Genomic DNA, 19,605 nt, shown 5'->3' on the forward strand with positions numbered 1-19,605 from the left:
TTTTGATCGATGTCATTAATTGATTTATCACGACAAATCGCCATAGGTATAGATATTGGCGGAACCAATACCAAATTCGGTTTGGTGAACCACCGCGGAGAGATTCTCGCAAAAGGACAAATTAAAACTGAGGAGTACAAGCAGGTAGAAGATTTTATCGAGGCCTTGTATGTCAACATCAAACCACTTATCGACAAAGTTTCCACCAACACGACTTTGGACGGGATCGGCGTTGGCGCACCCAATGCCAATTACTACACAGGAACCATAGAGTTGGCACCAAATCTTCCGTGGAAAGGTGTCGTTCCGTTTGCTGAATTGATGACAAAGAAATTCGGGGTGCCTTGCAAAATGACAAATGATGCCAATGCTGCTGCACTTGGAGAGATGATGTTCGGTGCTGCACGAGGAATGAAAGATTTCATCATGATCACTTTGGGAACAGGCGTTGGAAGCGGAATCGTAGCCAGCGGAAGTCTGATCTACGGTCACGATGGATTTGCCGGAGAACTAGGTCACACCGTGGTGAAGCCTGGTGGAAGAAAGCATTGGAGCACAGGTTCCGAAGGTAGTCTTGAGGCTTACGCATCTGCTACCGGAATCGCGATCACTGCAAAAAAATTCAGAGCTGAGTTTCCAGATTCTATGTTGAATCAATATCCGGAAGAAACGATCAATTCCAAAACAGTACATGAGTGTGCTAAAAAAGGAGACCCAACAGCCATTGAAGTTTTCAGATACACAGGACAGAAATTGGGAGAAGCATTAGCAAACTTCGTAATGTTCTCATCACCAGAAGCAATCCTATTGTTTGGAGGTGTGATCAAAGCTGGCGATTTCCTCTTGAAGCCTGCCAAATTACATATGGAAAGAAACCTGTTGCCAATTTTCCGTTCCAAGGTGAAATTGGTCTTCAGTGAACTGGACGAGGCGGATGCTGCCATTCTTGGCGCAAGTGCTTTGGTCTGGGAAAATAAATAATTGAGATAGAGAGATCCTTTGATGTTCGTTTTTAATGGGAATAATATTTGCTATTAAGAACAAGGAAAATCAAAGGATTTTTCTTGCTCAAAAATGAAACGTTATTTATTAATATTCTTAAGCTTTTTCCTCGTCAACTGCAATGGACAGGAGAAAAAATCAAAACCTTTAACAAATCAAAAAATGGATAAAAACAATTTGGAATATGCCACTTTGGCAGGCGGATGTTTTTGGTGTGTGGAGAGTTGTTTCCATATGCTGAAGGGTGTAGAATCTGTAACCTCAGGATATTCTGGCGGACAGAAAGATAATCCTACTTATGAGGAAGTATCAACTGGAACGACTGGACATGCAGAAGTTGTACAGATCGCCTATGACCCAAAGATCATTTCCTTCAAACAATTATTGGAAGTGTTCTGGTTCCTTCACAACCCTACAACGCTGAACAGACAAGGCAATGATATTGGAAGACAATACAGATCCGCCATCTTCTATCATTCTGATAAGCAAAAACAAGAATCTGAGGAATCTTTGAAAGCATCTGAAGCAAAAGGTGAATGGAACGGAAAATACGTTACAGAGATTGTTCCTTTCAAAAAATTCTGGTCGGCGGAAGCTTACCACCAAGGTTATTACAACGCCAATCCAAACCAGCCTTACTGTAGTGCTGTTGTTGGACCGAAGATCCAAAAATTCAAAAAACATTTTGGAGAATTGGGTTGGTTACAAGAAAAAGTGGAGCAATAAGCTCCACTTTTTTTATTCATTATAATTTACAGATTATTTATTTCCAACCTTGGTTGCGTTTTTCGTCTGTCCTTTTTTTCCCATTATCGATGTTATAAGCAAAGCCTATTCCCAAAGTTTGTTTCAATTGCGTTTTCTTAATCTGATTGTGGTCGTACAACAAATCTAAAGTGACGTTGGTCGAGATGTACTTATTGACCTTCAAATTAAGAATTCCACCATAAGAAAGCACCAATCTTTCAGGGTGATCCAGGTAGTTGGAGAAAACGGAAGCATTATTCTGCAACATAATGTTTTCCATCAATTTCACCTTGTATTGCGCCGTTGCCAGAAATCCAAATTGGAACAACATAGCATCGCCATCATTCTTCAAACCGTAATTACCCGCGTATTGCAGATCTTTATCTGTCACGAATGTGAATCTTGCGTTGGCAGGTCTCAATGTCATTGTAAAATTATCATTCGGTTTGTAAGTAAAACCAGCACCAACATTCACATAACCTGGTGACATGAAGTTTGAGATCTTTTCAGCTTCGGGATTGTTTCCATCTTTGTAGCCTGGCGCAAATTGAGAGATCAAGCCAGCGCCAACCGAGGCGTACCAATTGCCCGAGATCTTGCGTCCATAATTGGTAGAAAGGTTGATGACATCCTGCGTTTTTCTATTACCAACACCTTGCGTATTATTCATTCCATAACCCAGAATGATGATGTTTTCCCAAAGGTCCTTGTCCTTCTCGTAGGTCAGATTGTAATTGACACCGGCTTGCCAGCCCACATTATTGGCACCACCTGCCACCCAATTGGAAAAGGCAGATTGATTGAGCATCAATGTATTTTGTCCCAGTACAGACCAAGCTTTTACCGTATCTTGAACTGGTAGTTCTTGAGCATAGGAATTGAGAGCAAGCAGAATGCCTGCTGCAAAAAGTAGTTTTTTCATCAGTGTGTATTTATTATAATAATGTTCTTAATTAACAAAAGGTTTGATCACACCAGTTGTTGTATCGCGATCTACTTTATAACCAAGATTATAGGTGATCCCGAAACCTAAAGTTTGTTTTCTCTGCAATTTCTGGATCTGATCGTGATCATACATCATATCGATGGTAACAACGCCAGAGATATATTTGTTGAATTTTAGATTCAAAGCGCCACTGTAGTTGATATCGACTCTTTCCGTATGTTCCAGATAGTTGCTAAAAAAGTTGATCTGATTGACATAAGTAATATCCTTGTAGATCTTGATCTTATAAAGAATATTGACCATGGCTCCAAGCTCTGCACGCATACTTTGTCCATCCTTTTCCAGACCATAAGTTCCGGCAGTTTGAAGCTTTTTATCGAGCACAAAAGTGAATTTCCCATTGAGAGGACGCACGATCACCTGGAAATTCTCATTAGGATTATAAGAAAAACCAAGACCGACATTCAGGTAACCTGGTGCCATGAACTTGGAAATTCGGTTGTCATAGACAGGCTCTGGTGTATTGGCATAATTGAATCCCGGCGTAAATTGTGACAAGAACTGGAAACCTGTTGACAAATAGTAATGTTGCGCCAACTCGTAACCATAATTGGTCATGATATTGATGTAATCATCTGTCTTTCTGGTAGATTGTCCAGTCGAGGAAACAAATCCATAACCCATCTGAATATTATTATCCAGATAGTGTCTGTTCTTTTTATAGACGATATTGTAATTCACCTTTCCGATGACACCAATGTTATTATTCCCGCCGGCATACCAGTTTGCAAATGATGATTGATTGAAAACCAAACTGTTCTGCCCAAAAAAGAACCAGCGTTTCAGCGTTGGCAAGTTGAGAATGGACGATGGCGTCAAGGGACTCGTGTCATCCGTATTGGAAACGATAATGGTATTGTTAGATAGTTTGACCGTGTCATTTTTCAAAGATCTGATATTCACTATCTTCGGATTTGCCAAACTATCGATATCAATGGATGTGGAATCCCATCTGCTCTGCGCAATAGAATCTATTAATTTTTGATAATCAGTAATTTGAGCTTTAGAAAAAAAGACCATCACCACCGCAAAAACAACCAATACCTTTTTCATTAATCAAAATTTTCCACAAAAATAATAAAACTAATTTTTTAAAAATCTGACTTTATAACCAAATTCTCAATTTTCCGAGCTTTTTTTGCGGACAAAATTACCTTTTCTTCAAAATGGCTGTATAATTGTGATTCTCAAATCCATGTTTTTGAAGACCTTTCATTTAAAATCCTTTTTGGTTCCCATTGCACTGCTCTCATTGATGTGGATTTTTTTCCTACTCCAGAATCTCGGATTTTTCGGAGGTTGTAGCGGCGCAATTATTCCGCTGGTCCCGGATGGTTTGAGTGGCGTCATCTTCGCACCTTTGCTTCATGGCAGTTTGGACCATATCATCGGCAACTCTATGCCGATTGCGATTCTTCTCTTTTTGTTGTTTGAATTTTACCCAAAGATCGCTTTAAAGATTTTTCTGATTGGCTGGATCGCCTCCGGATTATTGGTCTGGATGTTACCGCCGATAGACATTATCACAGGACAGTGGAATTACAGCTGTATCATCGGCGCGAGTGGATTGGTCTATATGCTGGCGTTCTTCATTTTCTTCAGTGGTGTCTTCCGCTGGAATATGAAATTGCTGACCGTTTCGTTGGTCGTTGCCTTGTACTACGGAAGTTTGATCTGGGGAATCTTTCCAGAAGAGTTTTTTTCCAATCTTCCCGAGCCTAGTAGGATCAGTTGGCAATCGCACCTTGCGGGAAGCATCACAGGAATTATATTAGCTTTAATTTTCAGAAAACAAGGTGAAAAAAAAATCAAATACATCTGGGAATATCCTGAATATTACAATGAGCGGGACGACAAAATGTGGCAGGAATACATCCAGAATCATCCAGAGGATTTTGAAGATCTACCTCAGCTGAAACAGCATAACATTTGGGAATATCTGGACGAGATCCGGAAAAATGAAAAATAATTTCTAAATTGGTCGTACACAAATGACCATATGAATCCGGAAGAATATCTCTACATTCTCGCGCTGAAACAGTGCAAAAACATTGGCAACATCAATCTCAAAAAACTGATACAGCACATTGGATCAGCCAAAGAAGTTTGGGAATCATCACCAAAATCTCTCCTTTCGATCTCAGGAATTGGCAAAAGTAGCATTCAGAATATTGGAAACAAAGAATTCTTGAAGTCTGCAGAGAAGGAAATTATGTTTTGTGAAAAACACGGCATCAAAATCATTTCTCAGGAAGAAAACCTCTACCCAAAACACCTTTTAAATTGTGACGATTCGCCCGTCATTCTATTCTACAAAGGCCATTTGAATACTGACCTAAATCCTGTCAGCATTGTTGGAACCAGAAAACTAACTACTTACGGAAAACACTTTATTCAGGCTTTAACGTCTGAGTTATCAACCTCAAAGGTTTGTACGGTGAGTGGACTTGCATTGGGCGCAGATTCATGTGTTCATGAGGAATCCTTGGATCATAACATCCCGACCGTCGCTGTTTTAGCACAAAGCTTGGACAAGATCTATCCGGCTTCCAACAAAAATCTGGCTAAGAAGATCATTGAGAATAATGGCGCACTAATCACAGAATACGCTTCGTTCGAAGGCATGGCGAAGGAAAATTTTTTGCAAAGGAATAGGATCATTGCAGGTTTTTCGCCACACTTGATCGTTGTGGAAACGGCTTATGGCGGCGGATCTGTTACAACCGTCACAGCGGCCAACCAATACAACCGGGATGTTTATGCTTTGCCCGGAAAGATCACGGATGTTTACAGCCAAGGTTGCAACCAACTGATCGCAAACAACAAGGCAGAATCTATTGTCGACATTAAAACTCTGGTCAGAAATCTCAACTTCACACCGCAGCCCGAATTATTTCCGGTAGAAGAGACGAGAATCATGATCGAGCCTGATAAAAAAGACCACCATAAAATATTGGAAATCATAACCGAAAATAAAAATATTTCGCTTGATGAATTAGCCGAAAAATCTGACATTTTGCACCACAAGATCTTACCAATTCTCCTCGATCTGGAAATTTATGGCTACATCAAATGTCTTTCCGGAAGGCAATATCAACTTAATTAGAAAAACAACATTTCGGAAACGTGAAGTAATTTAATATTAACTTCAAAAATTGTTAACACAAAAGACAGAATTATACATTATGCAAAAAACTTAATCTATATCATTAAATTTTCAATAAAAATCAAAATATTACTTGCGAAATTCGAAAAAGAATTTAAATTTGTTGTCATAATTGTTACACAATGGAATTATTTAACGTTGAAGAAAAGATTCAGGAATTTATGGCGAAAATCGAAGCCAAAAATCCTAACGAACCCGAATTTATCCAAGCTGTAAAAGAAGTTGCGGTGACCGTAATTCCTTTCATTGCGACGAGAAAAGAATATACCGGAATGAAACTTCTGGAAAGAATGGCAGAGCCGGAAAGAGTGATCATCTTCCGCGTGCCGTGGATCGATGATAAAGGCGAGATCCAGGTGAACAGAGGATTCAGAATCCAAATGAACTCTGCGATTGGACCTTACAAAGGTGGAATCAGATTCCATCCAACGGTAAATCTTAGCGTTTTAAAATTCCTTGCTTTTGAGCAGACTTTCAAAAACTCACTTACAACTTTGCCAATGGGCGGTGGAAAAGGAGGCTCCGACTTTGATCCACAAGGAAAATCGGATATGGAAGTAATGCGTTTCTGCCAAGCCTTCATGATGGAGCTTTGCAAACACATTGGTCCAGAAACAGACGTTCCTGCCGGAGACATCGGTGTTGGCGCAAGAGAAATCGGATACCTTTTCGGAATGTATAAAAAGATCAGAAACGAATTTACTGGTGTATTGACTGGTAAAGGTCTGGCCTATGGTGGATCGTTGATCCGTCCGGAAGCAACTGGTTATGGTGTGGTTTATTTCGCTGAGCAGATGCTTAAAACAATTAATGAATCCATCGCTGGTAAAACTGTAGCCGTTTCTGGATTTGGAAACGTAGCTTGGGGTGTTATCAAAAAAGTCAACGATCTGGGAGGAAAAGTTGTGACAATGTCTGGTCCGGATGGTTACATCTACGACAAAGACGGGATTTCCGGAGAGAAGATCGAATATCTTTTGGAACTGAGAGCAAGTGGAAATAATAGAGCGGAAGATTACATTACGAAATATCCTGAAGCGCAGTTCTTTGCAGGAAAAAGACCTTGGGAGGTGAAGTGTGACATTGCTTTCCCATCTGCAACGCAAAATGAATTGGATCTGGAAGATGCAAAAATATTGGTTGCAAACGGTTGTCTTTGTGTAACCGAGGCTGCAAATATGCCTTCGACGCTTGAGGCGATCAACTATTTCTTGGACAATAAAGTTTTGTTCTCTCCAGGGAAAGCTTCTAACGCTGGTGGAGTTGCGACTTCCGGATTGGAAATGACGCAAAACTCGATCAGACTCAACTGGACCTCAGAAGAAGTTGACGCAAGATTGAAAGAGATCATGATCGGCATCCACAAAGCTTGTAGAGACTACGGTAAAGAGGAAGACGGATACGTGAACTACGTGAAAGGTGCAAACATCGCAGGCTTCGTAAAAGTGGCTGAAGCTATGTTGGCTCAAGGTGTAGTTTAAATGAGATTTTAGAAGTTAGATTTTAGAGATTAAAATTTGACTTTCATATAACAAAAATGCAGCTAAATTATTAGCTGCATTTTTTATTTAGTTAATGACAAAAAGTACTTCATACTTTCTACATTTTACTTTGTACAATTATCTTGGTAAACCTCTTTTCAAAGCATAATTTCCTCTTTCTATCGCTTTTTTCTCTTTCCAGTTCATATAGTTGGCTTTGAAGTTCTTCTTCATGAAGTTATCAAAACCTCTTTGAACAGTAAGATTCCAAAGTGAATTTGCTTTTACGCCCCAACTTTTGTCCCAAGCTCTGAGTGACAAGGAGAAACTACCATCCAGATATTTCATCCAATGCCACCAACCTGTCGGCATGAAGAGTGTATCGCCATGTTCCAGGAAACATTCGATGCCTTCAACGCCGTCCAACGCTGGGAATTTTTCGAAATCCGGATTTTCAATATCATAATCTTCCAAGGCATAAGTGGCGTACGGAAGACAATACAAACGGTCTTTCCATTTCTGTTCGAAAAGCAAAACGTGTTTTCTCCCATTGAAATGCGTGTGGAAAATGTGAGCGAGGTCAATATCATAATGAAGGAAAGTCACAGAACTTTTCCCGCCAAAGAACATACTTGGATATTTGTCTAGGAAACCACCCATCAATTCTTTTGGAGAGATGTAATCTTTCAGAATGTCTGGAGCATGTTTTATAGGGTCGAAAAAGAAGATCCGCAGATCCGTTGGTTCTCTTTGGATCAGGTCGATGTAATCTGCAAACTTCATCTCCGTGGTTGGAGTATTGATTGGTGCCGCTGGATCAGCTTTGGCACTGTCATACAAAGGAACAGTCACATCTCCCACCACTTCTTTTATATATTCCATCGTCCACTTTTGATAGGCTGGCCAGTTTCTCGCCATGTTTTTGATGACAACTGGTTTGCGCGGTTTCAGATATTTTTCGAAGAATTCTTCTTTTGTAATATCGTCTACAATATCAATCGGTTTTAAAATGACTCCCATATTAATCTAATATTAAGGAACAAATTTATTAAATTTTACTCTTCATTATCTATAATTATTTTAAATAATCGAATGTGATGTTATAAATAGATTATCCTTCAAATCTTTAATAATAAAAAGAAGTTTCAAGATTTAACTATAATCTTTTTGTAAACTCCAATAAAAACTTTGTAACATTTTACAAAGTTCTTTTACTAATACTTTAGTGATACAATTATTTAACATGAAAAAAATTCTCTCTCTCCTTTTTGTGCTTGCTTTTTCTCTGATTGTTTTTGCACAGAAAACCGTTACAGGAATTATTACCGATGCAGACGGAAAAGCCCTTGCAAGCGCCAGTGTAACCATTGAAGAACCTGGAAAAAACGCGATTCTTGCCTATGGAATTTCCAATGCGAAAGGCGAATATAAAGTAACTTTTACCTCAGCGGAAAGTAATCTGGACCTGAAGATCAAAGCCTTCAACCAGAAACCGATCACGCAGTCCATCAAAAATGATGATCAGAAACTGAATTTTTCATTGGATTCTCAAGCCACAGAAATCCAGGAAGTAAGACTTAAAACAAAATTGATCACCAAAAAAGGAGATACAATTTCTTACGACCTGAAATCTTTCGAAAATAAAAACGACAGAACCCTTGCCGATGTTTTGAAGAAGATCCCAGGCATCGAGGTAAACAAAGATGGAACGGTCCTCTACCAAGGTGAGGCCATCAACAAGTTTTACGTCAATGGCAAAGACCTGATGGAAGGTGGCTATGGAACAATCAACAACTCACTTCCAAAAGATGCCGTTTCCAAAGTTGAAGTTTTGGAAAACCACCAACCAGTAAGCATTCTACGTGATAAAGTTCCTTCCGAACAAGCCGCACTTAACATCAAACTAAAAAAATCTGTGACGATGACCGGTCGTGGCGAAGTTGGCGCAGGTTTTAGCCCATTGCTTTGGAATGTGAAATTGACACCAATGTTCTTTGGACAGAAAAACCAGTGGGTCATCAACTATAAAGCGAATAACAATGGCGAAAGTGTTGAGAAAGAAGGTAATCTTTTAAGTTTTGGAAGTAGATGGGAAGGTAGAAGGTCTCAAACTACACAGAAATCCTGGCTAAATGTAGAATCTGCTGACACACCAAACCTTCCCGAGAAAAGATATCTACTCAATAATGTTCATTTTGTCTCTGCAAATCTGCTTACAAGCCCCTTCAAAAATAAGGAGTGGGAACTAAAAGCAAACGCCAGCTACACAAACAATGCTGTTGAAAGAGTGTCTTCGTCCATCAATGTATATGAAGTGGGATCACCAAGTTTTACACCTGGAGGAACAATCACATCTTCGGCTTCTAATAATTTTTACACCAATGCAGCAAAGGGCGAATTGATCTTTACAAAAAATGCTAAAAAAGGTTTTTTCAAAAATACAACTACTTGGAATGGCTACTGGAATGATAGTCGAGCGGATGTAATTCAGAACACACCAAATTCAGTAACTAATCTTATTGATAATCGGGCAAGTGGTCAATCATTGGAATCTCCAACCGGCTCTTTTCAGAATTCACTTAGTACCATTATCCCTTGGAAAGATAAATTGTTTAACGTCATGAGTTACTTCAAATATCAAAAGGACAGACAAACCTTAGAAGTGAATCCAGCGAGTTACACCAACTTTCAGAATATAAATCCGGAATTCAATGGCTATGATAAGCTGAAACAGTACACAAACTCGAATACCTTGGAGGCAAATCACTCATTATCTGTTGGCTTTAATTTCAAAAAATGGACTTTGATTCCAGAAGTAGGGATCAACATGAACTTCAATAGACTCAATTCTGCTTTGTATGGTGGGAAAAATGATTCTTTTACCGCAATTAATAATTCTTATATCAATGATGTTGATTGGAATGAAATCCAGTCATACACACAAATTAGTGTTAATTACAAGTCTGACAGATTGAATCTTAATGTAACATTACCTTATAACTTTTATGGTATTGCTTATAAAGACCATCTCAACAATAAGAACAGTGACTTGAACAAGTCTGTTTTCGAACCTACTTTTTTTGCAAGCTACGACTTCGCCTCCTTCTTCAAATATTGGGTTTTTGCGAGCCAGAATTACAATTTCGGAAGTTTTGGATACTTGTATGGTGGTAAAATGTTGACAAACCCATTAAGCATCTCACTTAGAAGTCCTGAGTCTGATATAATGCCTCAGTTCAGAAGCAGAAATATTGGAACAAGATTAGAATATAGAAATCCGCTCAATAATTTGTTCTTCAACGTAAGATATAATTATGGAACCAATCGTAAGAATATTTTAGAAAGTTTTACAAGAAGCGGCCTCTCATCTAACTTAGCGCTTATTGATGAGACTACCAATACCAAAAGCCAGACAGAAGGTGCGGAAATTGGTAAGTACTTTCCTAAATTCAAATCTAACCTATCTTTAAGTTTCACTAATACCGATGCTAACAACTTTTTCAAAAACATACCTGTTGGTGTAACAGATCCGAAATTGGTCCCTTTAACAGAGACTACTAACAACATACAAACCCTTACCGCTAAATTCAATAATGCTTATTTTAGTTGGTTCAGCATAGATTACAACATTAGCATGAACTGGAATCAGAACTATAACAAAACAGAAGATTTCAGACAAAAATCAAGTGGCTGGAATCATAATCTTGCAGCATACATCTATCCTTCCGACAATCACACTTTTGGATTTAACTGGGATGATATCTCCTCTTCCACAACAGGATTATCCTTTAGAAATTCATTCTATGATCTTTCCTATCAGTATACTTGGGTCAAGAGAAAAATCGATTTCGAATTCAAATGGTTGAATATTGCCAATAGAAAGTTGTATGAAACAGTCAATGTAGATACTGCAAACAAGTTGGTGATGTCAAATCAAATCTACATCCGACCAAGCCAATTCATGTTCACCGTCAAATTCAATTTCAAGTAACACACTATTTTAATTATACCAAAAAAGGTAGCGCAAATTTTTGTCTGCCTTTTTATTTTTTTTAATTTTAAATCACTAAAAACTTAGTTATGAAGAAAACACTTTTATTACTGATGACTTTTCTGAGTTTAATTTCTTTTGCTCAAGGAACACGGATCATGTACGAATACAGATTTGTCTCCGATCTGGCGAAAAAAGATTCTGCAAATACAGAATTGATGTATCTCGATATTAAAAAAGACGGCAGCAAATTCTACAGCCGTAAGCGATTCTACAGCGATTCTGTCCGCGACGCTTATATCCAAAAACAATTGGCTTCTGGCGCAACCAATTTCAGCTACAATGATAACAACGCAGGGAAGGTAGAAGCTTCTGTCAATAAATCTTATCCAGACTTTAAAGTCAACCTACACACAACGATCGGCCAAAATCGTTTCAATGTTTCTGACTCAAAACCGATGGATTGGAAGATCCTTCCCGACAAAAAGAAAATCGACAAATTCGATGCTCAGAAAGCGACTGTGGAGTTTGGAGGCAGAATGTGGACAGCATGGTTCTCGCAGGATTTTCCTTTTCAGGACGGTCCTTACAAATTCCATGGATTGCCAGGACTGATATTGGAAATGGAAGATTCTACCGCCACACACATTTTCAAATTTGCCGGAAGCAAAAACTTTGATGAGATCGAAAAAATTGAGAAAAAAGAAATCGAATCAACAGCTCCAGGCGGAAGAGTTGTGAGATTCGGGAATATGGCGGGTGGAAAGGAATTGGAAGTTTCCGAGGAGCAATTCATCAAACAGTGGAAAGAATACAAAAATGATCCTGTAAAAGACATGAGACAAAACCTCTCCAGGCCAGGCGTGAAAATGAAAGTTAACATCAACGGAAAAGAAATGACAGATCCGGCAGAGATGCTGAGAAATATGGAAAAATTCCAGAGAGAGCTGATCAATAAGGACAATAATAAAATTGAACCTTCGCTTTATCCTTAATTCCCACATAAAACACTATTTTTATAGTCCTCTATTTGGAGGACTTTTTTATGCTAAATTTTTACAAGATCAAAATGAGTTATTTACCCAAATTAAAAAATATAAAAGCCTTCGTATTCGATGTTGACGGCGTTTTCACAGATGGCAGCGTTTACCTTTTGCCAGATAAAAATATGAGTCGTGTGATGAGCGTTCTAGACGGCTATGCGGTTGTCCAGTCCATCAAGCAAGGTTACAAGATCGGAATCATCACGGGCGGAAATGACCCGATGGTAAAAAACAGAATGGAATATTTGGGAATCAATGATTATTACGCCAAATCTTCGCACAAGATTTCGGATTACGAAGATTTCAAATCAAAACATAATTTACAAGATTCCGAGATCCTCATGATGGGCGATGATATCCCGGATATTGGAATTATGAAATTGGCAGAGATCTCTGCTTGTCCTGCCAACGCAGTTCCGGAAGTGAAGGCAATTTCAGATTACATCTCTCCAGTCTATGGTGGAAAAGGTGCTGTGCGTGATGTGATAGAACAGGTGATGAAAGTCCAAGGAAAATGGAATCTCGACGAAGAAACAAAATCAGCTTAGTTATTTGATAATGAATTGCTTCAGCGAAACATTTGAACGTTGAAGAACCATAGACATTAAGCCAATGAAATTACTACTTGCTTCCCAATCGCCTAGACGAAAAGAATTGTTATCGCAACTCGGTTACCAATTCGAAACCGTCAGTATTGATGTGGATGAATCTTATCCTGCAGAACTTTTGCCAGAAAATATCGCCGAATATGTTTCAAATAAAAAAGCAGCCGCTTTCGATGTTGAGTCTGATGAGATCCTACTAACTTCTGACACGATTGTCGCATTAGACCAAAAAATCCTCCTCAAACCAAAAAATGAGGATGACGCTTTTGTAATGTTAAAAGAACTTTCGGGTAAGAAACATCAGGTTTACACCGCTTTCACCATCAAAACCAAAGATTCTGAAATTAGTAAGACCAGCAAAACAGACGTTGAATTCTCTGAGATCAGCGATGAGGAAATCAAGTTCTACATTCATAATTTCAAACCTTTTGACAAGGCCGGATCTTACGGAATACAGGAGTGGCTAGGCATGTCCAAGATCAAAAATATCTCCGGGTCATTCTATTCTGTGATGGGTTTTCCGGTGGATCTGGTTTATGAAGAACTCAAAAAAATGAACTGCTTTCCAAAGAATTTTCAAAACAAGATTCTTTAGATAATTTTCCTTGCAAAAATTCGTTATTTTTACAGATTGAATACTCAATTTTCAAATTGAAATTACTTAGATGAGAAAATATTTACTGATCATACTTGCTGTCGTAAGCATATTGGCCTGCAACCCGCGTAATAAAAAGAAGAAAACCAAAAGCGGTCCAATAAACAGATTTATGACCTACCACAATACTTTGTTCAACAGTAAGGAAGCGCTTGCTGCAGAGATGGAAAGCAGGGACAAAGCTCATGTGGACAATTTTTATGACCCATATATTTCTGTATACACCACAGAAGATGTAGCTCAGGAAACAAATAGTTTTTCTGGAGGATCCAATTCTGCGATGCAATCGGACATGCCGATATCTCCCGTGAGAGGAGCTTCTAGGTCTTCTAGAAATGCAGCTTCTTCTAATTTTGTCGACAGTCAGACTATGTCATCAGTAGGTGGCGGTAACAATTCGCAGTCCGGAAATGCCAACAAAAAAGGCGCTACCATTCTGGAAATCACTGAAGCTAAAGCCTCCAAGGCCATCACAAAATATTCTGTCCTCGTAAATGGGGTTGAAAAAAACAAGAAGATCTTTGATGCTTACATCCTTTTGGCAAAAGCGAGAATGTACCAAGGAAAACATTTGGAATCCCTGGATGCATTGACCTATCTTTTCAATACGATGAGCAAGGACAAAAGGCTTCCTTTGGCTCATATCTACAAAGCGGCCAACTATACCAAATTAAAAGAATATTACCGTGCAGACGAGGTTTTCAAAAATCTTGAAGAAAATCCAAAGATCAAACTTAAAAAAGAACATCTTCGGATCATGAAAGTTTACCAAGCGGACAACTTCCTGAAATGGGGCAAAAAAGAACTCGCTGCAGAGGTTTTGGAAGATGCTTTCACTTACAACAAAGACAGAAGAACAAAAAGTCGCATCGCATTTTTACGCGGACAGATCCTTTCTAACCTGAATAGAAAAGATGAAGCAAGAGAGTCATTTGCTGCAGCTTACAAATATGCGAACAGCTACGAATTCGAAGTCAAATCTCAGATCGAGATCGCTAAGACCTTTGACGGCAAAGCTGACAGCTACGAAGAAGCAATGGCCTATCTAGCGAATATCGCGAAGAAAGGAACCTATGCATCCCGTAAAAATGAATTGTTCTACGCTAGTGGATTAGTGGCAACGTCTGCTGCAAAAGATTCTATCGCCGATTCCTTTTTTAGAAAAGCTTTGAAGGAAAAACAGTCCGATCCACAGATCAGAGGTCTTACCTATTCTGAGATCGCGAAGAAATATTTTGCCAAAGATGATTACTTGACAGCTGGTGTCTACTATGACAGTGCGCTTGCCGTGATGACCTACTTGCCAGAAAAAGAGCGATTGACAAGCCTTACAGCCAACATCAAGAAACTTTCCAAGAATTATTATGTCATTAAGAAAAACGACAGTATCCTAAACTTGGCAAAGATGTCTCCTGATCAACAAAGAGATTATTTCTCAAAATATATCGAGAAAATCAAGGCTAAAGAAGAAGCAGCAGAGCTAGAACAGAGAAGAGCTGACCGCAGTAAAGGCTTTGATAACAATGACTACAATGCCAACTCTATCTTTGCGAACAATTCTTCTGACGCCAATAGTTTCCAAAACTTTGGGATCACTGGAGGTTCTACGTTCTATTTTGCCAACTCCAACAACATTCCGAGAGGAGAAAATGCCTTCAGACAGACTTGGGGAAACAGGACCTTGTCCGACAACTGGCGTTACTCCGCAAAAACCACCACGATCGAGGAATTGAAAAATGAAGCACTCGGCTTGGCAAATGCACCTGACCCAAGGCGTTTGGAACCGGAATTCTACATCGAGCAGATTCCTACTTCTCGCGAAGTATTGGGAACATTGAAGAAGGAAAGAGACACCGCAAGCCTTGGAATGGGAAGAATGTACGAGTCATTTTTTGGTAATACGAAATTAGCGACCAAGACATTATTTGATCTTGTGGAAGTAAAACCAGACGAAGAAACAGATTTGCAGGCTTTGTACAACATTTTCGTTTTCAACTATGAGAAAAGTCCAGCGGATGCAGAGAAAGCAAAACAATTGATCTTGGAAAAATATCCATATACCTCTTATGCAGAATATGTGAAGAATCCTAAAAACAAGGATTTCAACAAGTCAACTGCCGATGTAGAGAAACTCTATGCGGATGCTTATAAGCTTTACGAAACAGAAAAGTTTGCAGAGTCATCCGCTATCATTGAAAAAGCAATTGCAGACAATCCAAAAGATGCTTTGGTCCCAAAATTCTATCTATTGAATGCTTACAATGCGGGGAAAAATGCGGGGAAAGAAATTATGATCCTTCAACTGGAGCAGATCGTCCTCAACTACGCTAAAACACCCGAAGGTCTGAAGGCAAAAGAACTTTTGAAATATCTGAAAAGTGACGTCAAGTTAGAATTGACGGATGAGAGTGGAAATGCAATTTCACAAAACGCTCAACAACCTCAGCAACAGCCAAACGCCGAAGAGTTGGAAAGAGCAAAACAACTAAGACAAGACCTAGATCAAAATGAAAGAGGAGCGATGGCTCCTTCTACAGGTCCGGGAATTCCTGGTGCATCAGCGAAAATGGATGGAGGCAGCCTTCAAAAGGTCCAGGCAATTTCTCCCGAGAAAATAAAAAAATAAAAAAAAGAGAGCAATTAGCTCTCTTTTTTGTTTCGATCATATCTTATCCAGCTGCACTGTAAAGTGTCGTAGAATGGCTGGTTCTTTGGTGATCTTGTAACCTTTGGTGATCTCGTTTCGTCTTTCAAAAACATTGATCACTGCGGCTGCTACATAATCCATATGATTGTTGGTGTAAGTTCGTCTTGGAATTGCCAGTCTTAATAATTCCAATTTCGGGTAACGATTTTCTCTCGTCTCTGGATCACGGTCAGCCAAGAGAGTTCCAATTTCCACACCTCGGATTCCGGCTTCTTTGTAAAGCTCGATGGCTAAAGTTTGTGCGGGAAATTCCTCTCTTTTGATATTAGGTAAGAAGTTCAGTGCGTCTATAAAAACAGCGTGTCCGCCAATTGGCTTTTGAACTGGGATTCCGGCTTCCATCAATTTATTTCCAAGATATTCAACTTGTGAAATTCTGCTTTCCAGATAAGGGAATTCTGTTGCTTCGTCCAATCCAGTTGCCAAAGCTGACATATCTCTTCCAGCCATTCCACCGTAAGTGATGAAACCTTCGTAGATGATGGTGAAGTTGGAAGCTTGCTCAAAGATCTCTCTGTTTTTTAAAGCGATGAATCCGCCGATGTTGACCAAGCCATCTTTCTTGGAACTCATCGTCATACCGTCACCATAAGAGAAAATCTCTTTACAAATCTCTTTAATGGTCCTGTTTTCCTGTCCTTTTTCTCTTTTCTTGATGAAATAAGCGTTCTCTGCAAATCTAGCGGAATCAAACAGAACCGGAATTCCGTATTGATCTGATAATGCCTTTACAGCTTTGATATTTTCGAGAGAAACAGGTTGTCCGCCGGAAGAGTTGCAAGTGATCGTGATCAAACAAAACGGGATCTGTTCTTTTGGATGAGAACTGTAAACAGCTTCCAATTTTTCCAGATCAATGTTTCCTTTGAATGGATGAAGGTCATTAATATCAAAAGCTTCATCGATTGTACAATCTACAGCGTGCGCTTTTCGAAATTCGATGTGTCCTTTTGTGGTGTCGAAGTGTGAATTTCCGGGACAAATGTCGCCTTCTTTCACCATTACGGAGAACAATACATTTTCTGCCGCTCTTCCTTGATGTGTGGGTAATAAGTAAGGAAAACCAGTGATTCTTTCAACGGTACTTTGCAACGCTTCGAATGATCTTGAGCCTGCATAACTTTCGTCGCCGATCATCAGTGCGCCCCATTGTTTGTCACTCATAGCGCCGGTTCCGCTGTCTGTCAGCAAATCGATGAAAACGTGGGAACTTCTAAGATTGAATAAATTATAATCGGCTTTTTTCAGCCATTCTTCGCGTTGTTCTTGGGTAGATTGGTATATTTCTTCGACCATTTTGATTCTAAATGGTTCTGCGTAAGGTAATTTCATGATAATGAATAGTTAAGAATGAATAATTAATTGAAAGTGGAAATTAATTGTTGACATCTTATTTGAAATGAAAGCCTGCAGCCCGGCTTGAGTGGAAATCCTTTTTTGTGGCTGGAAAAGCCAGGCAAAAAGATTGGGAACGGAAGACGGATAAAGCTGCCCTAATAAAATGTAAGATTAATCTCGTAGGAATAAATTATAGTGAATAGAAATACTAACTATAATCTTAATTATTAATTTGAAACTACTCCGGTGCTTTGAAAACGTTGTCGTCTGAATGAAATCCGGCCACACCTCCACTCACAGCGAACTTCATGGCTTCGGCGGCGCTCATACCGGTTACTTCTTTGATATTATTGAATTTGGTGATGATCACCCAGCCAGAAACGGCATAGGAATGCGGTAAATAAACGGCGATCATATGCTCCAGATCGACGACGGACATATCGGACTGCGTCAAAAATCCAATTCGCCAAATCTCCGGCGCTTCATTGGTCTTGACCCAAACCGGCACATTGAATTTTTTCTTATCGCCCACGAAAGATCCGAGAACGTCTTTCAGCGAAGTGTAAATAAATTTGATCCCTGGGATATGTTCCAAAACGTAATCCACACCGTCGACGATCAATCTTCCGATGATGAATTTGTTTCCGAAAAAACCAATAAAAGTCGTCCCGAAGATAACAATGAAAAATACAAGCCCAGGAAACTTTTCTGAGACAGAAGGCACCAGATTATCGATGCTGAAAACCACGCTCCAAATGACCCAAACCGTGATGGCAAGAGGCCCAATGATAATCAATCCTTGGATGAAGGATCGTATAAAGAGTCGAAGATAATCGTTGAGATTTCTGTCCATTTTAGATTTTAGCCGTGAATGGTTTCTTTGTTTCCGTAGGATTTCATAATGTTGGCCTCATATTCCAGCCACTCTTCCCAACGTTTGTTCACCTTTTCCGGGTCGCCCAACTGTCTTGCGAAACCGATGAATGTTGTGTAATGATTGGCTTCGGAAACCATCAGGTCGTGGTAGAATTGCTTCAGTTCCTCATCCTTGATATTCTCCGTCAACACTTTGAAACGTTCGCAGCTTCTTGCCTCGATCATTGCTGCGAAAAGCATTTTGTCGATAATTTGCTCATCGCGGTGTCCACCTTTTACGAGGAATTTAATTAGATCATTCACGTAATCGTCCTTGCGTGTTCTTCCCAAAACACCACCTCTTTTCTTGATGATCTCGTGAACTTGGTTGAAGTGGTCCAACTCTTCCTGCGCAATGGCCAAAAGTTCGGTCACCATTTCTGTGTGCTCTGGAACCATTGTGATCAGGCCAATCGCGTTGGTAGCAGCTTTTTGTTCGCACCAAGCGTGATCGGTAAGGATTTCTTCCAAGTTATCTTCGGCGATGTTTGCCCAACGTGGATCTGTAAGAAGTTTAAGACGGAACATTTTAATATTTTTTGTAAAAATAAGGATTTGATGGCTTCTTATTAAATATTTTATTGATTAAAATTAATTTTTGAAATCAATGTTGACAAATATCGCTTTAACGAAACACATTATCATTTGGCATAGATATTGAAAAATTAACAATAATCAAATAATAAAATTATGAAAAATTCAACTATTACCAATCGTGCTAAATTATTTCTATTTAGCTTCTTAGCTCTTTTTTCTTCTGCATTGACCTATGCACAAGATTCAACAGTCGTTAAGACAACAAATGTTACCACTTCTACAGAAGAATGGCAAACCAATCCAACATACTGGATCATTGGTGGCGTCGTTCTTATTGTGATCGTCGCAATTGTGGCGATGAGCGGAAGGAAAAGAAATGATTAAAAATATTACAAAGCGCTTTTAGGAGCGC

Annotated in this window: 17 protein-coding genes; 11 read left to right on the forward strand and 6 right to left on the reverse strand. The window is 39.3% G+C overall.

Features of this window, described 5'->3' with window-relative positions:
- The first annotated feature begins 9 nt into the window (after positions 1–9).
- Positions 10–981 (forward strand): ROK family protein, encoded by a 972-nt coding sequence (locus BMW39_RS07350; protein ID WP_034973464.1) that lies wholly within the window; start codon positions 10–12, stop codon positions 979–981.
- Positions 982–1,074: 93 nt separating this feature from the next.
- The gene (msrA, locus tag BMW39_RS07355; RefSeq protein ID WP_034973466.1) at positions 1,075–1,728 is read left to right on the forward strand and encodes a peptide-methionine (S)-S-oxide reductase MsrA; all 654 of its coding nucleotides are present in this window, start codon (positions 1,075–1,077) and stop codon (positions 1,726–1,728) included.
- Positions 1,729–1,765: 37 nt separating this feature from the next.
- On the opposite strand, the gene BMW39_RS07360 is transcribed toward msrA, so the two are convergent.
- Complete coding sequence (locus tag BMW39_RS07360) at positions 1,766–2,671, reverse strand: DUF3078 domain-containing protein (protein ID WP_034973468.1); 906 nt, start codon at positions 2,669–2,671, stop codon at positions 1,766–1,768.
- A 27-nt stretch (positions 2,672–2,698) separates the two neighbouring features.
- Positions 2,699–3,808, reverse strand: a complete 1,110-nt coding sequence (locus tag BMW39_RS07365; RefSeq protein ID WP_034973470.1) for a DUF3078 domain-containing protein — start codon at positions 3,806–3,808, stop codon at positions 2,699–2,701.
- 142 nt (positions 3,809–3,950) lie between these two features.
- On the opposite strand from BMW39_RS07365, the gene BMW39_RS07370 reads away from it, so the two are divergent.
- The 3 genes from BMW39_RS07370 (at position 3,951) to gdhA (ending at position 7,402) form a co-directional block, all read left to right on the forward strand.
- Entirely contained in the window at positions 3,951–4,724 is a 774-nt protein-coding gene (locus tag BMW39_RS07370; RefSeq protein WP_034973472.1) for a rhomboid family intramembrane serine protease, read from the forward strand.
- A 30-nt stretch (positions 4,725–4,754) separates the two neighbouring features.
- Positions 4,755–5,861 carry a DNA-processing protein DprA gene (gene dprA, locus BMW39_RS07375; protein ID WP_034973474.1) on the forward strand — a complete coding sequence of 369 codons (1,107 nt, stop codon included), beginning with the start codon at positions 4,755–4,757 and terminating at the stop codon, positions 5,859–5,861.
- A 182-nt stretch (positions 5,862–6,043) separates the two neighbouring features.
- Entirely contained in the window at positions 6,044–7,402 is a 1,359-nt protein-coding gene (gene gdhA / locus BMW39_RS07380; protein ID WP_034973476.1) for an NADP-specific glutamate dehydrogenase, read from the forward strand.
- Positions 7,403–7,540: 138 nt separating this feature from the next.
- On the opposite strand, the gene BMW39_RS07385 is transcribed toward gdhA, so the two are convergent.
- Positions 7,541–8,422, reverse strand: coding sequence for a cupin-like domain-containing protein (locus BMW39_RS07385; protein WP_034973478.1), 882 nt, complete (start codon positions 8,420–8,422; stop codon positions 7,541–7,543).
- Positions 8,423–8,645: 223 nt separating this feature from the next.
- On the opposite strand from BMW39_RS07385, the gene BMW39_RS07390 reads away from it, so the two are divergent.
- From BMW39_RS07390 to porW, 5 genes are all read left to right on the forward strand, one after another.
- Positions 8,646–11,393: a TonB-dependent receptor gene (locus tag BMW39_RS07390; protein WP_034973480.1), complete on the forward strand. Its 2,748-nt coding sequence runs from the start codon at positions 8,646–8,648 to the stop codon at positions 11,391–11,393.
- A gap of 89 nt (positions 11,394–11,482) precedes the next feature.
- On the forward strand, positions 11,483–12,388 hold the full coding sequence (locus BMW39_RS07395) for a GLPGLI family protein (RefSeq protein ID WP_034973482.1): 906 nt from the start codon (positions 11,483–11,485) through the stop codon (positions 12,386–12,388).
- A gap of 74 nt (positions 12,389–12,462) precedes the next feature.
- Positions 12,463–12,984: a KdsC family phosphatase gene (locus BMW39_RS07400; protein WP_034974236.1), complete on the forward strand. Its 522-nt coding sequence runs from the start codon at positions 12,463–12,465 to the stop codon at positions 12,982–12,984.
- Between the two features lie 64 nt (positions 12,985–13,048).
- Positions 13,049–13,636, forward strand: a complete 588-nt coding sequence (locus tag BMW39_RS07405) for a Maf family nucleotide pyrophosphatase (protein ID WP_051879826.1) — start codon at positions 13,049–13,051, stop codon at positions 13,634–13,636.
- 70 nt (positions 13,637–13,706) lie between these two features.
- Entirely contained in the window at positions 13,707–16,322 is a 2,616-nt protein-coding gene (gene porW, locus BMW39_RS07410; RefSeq protein WP_051879827.1) for a type IX secretion system periplasmic lipoprotein PorW/SprE, read from the forward strand.
- Positions 16,323–16,358: 36 nt separating this feature from the next.
- Here the strand turns inward: porW and BMW39_RS07415 are convergent, their stop codons facing one another.
- From BMW39_RS07415 to miaE, 3 genes are all read right to left on the reverse strand, one after another.
- Positions 16,359–17,735 (reverse strand): tryptophanase, encoded by a 1,377-nt coding sequence (locus tag BMW39_RS07415; RefSeq protein ID WP_034973483.1) that lies wholly within the window; start codon positions 17,733–17,735, stop codon positions 16,359–16,361.
- Between the two features lie 244 nt (positions 17,736–17,979).
- Positions 17,980–18,594: a DUF502 domain-containing protein gene (locus BMW39_RS07420; RefSeq protein WP_034973485.1), complete on the reverse strand. Its 615-nt coding sequence runs from the start codon at positions 18,592–18,594 to the stop codon at positions 17,980–17,982.
- An 8-nt stretch (positions 18,595–18,602) separates the two neighbouring features.
- On the reverse strand, positions 18,603–19,184 hold the full coding sequence (gene miaE, locus BMW39_RS07425) for a tRNA-(ms[2]io[6]A)-hydroxylase (RefSeq protein ID WP_034973487.1): 582 nt from the start codon (positions 19,182–19,184) through the stop codon (positions 18,603–18,605).
- 162 nt (positions 19,185–19,346) lie between these two features.
- Between miaE and BMW39_RS07430 the strand changes: the two genes are divergently transcribed.
- Positions 19,347–19,577, forward strand: coding sequence for a hypothetical protein (locus BMW39_RS07430; RefSeq protein ID WP_034973489.1), 231 nt, complete (start codon positions 19,347–19,349; stop codon positions 19,575–19,577).
- The last annotated feature ends 28 nt before the right edge of the window (positions 19,578–19,605 follow it).

This window comes from Epilithonimonas lactis (assembly GCF_900110605.1).
GTDB lineage: Bacteria > Bacteroidota > Bacteroidia > Flavobacteriales > Weeksellaceae > Epilithonimonas > Epilithonimonas lactis.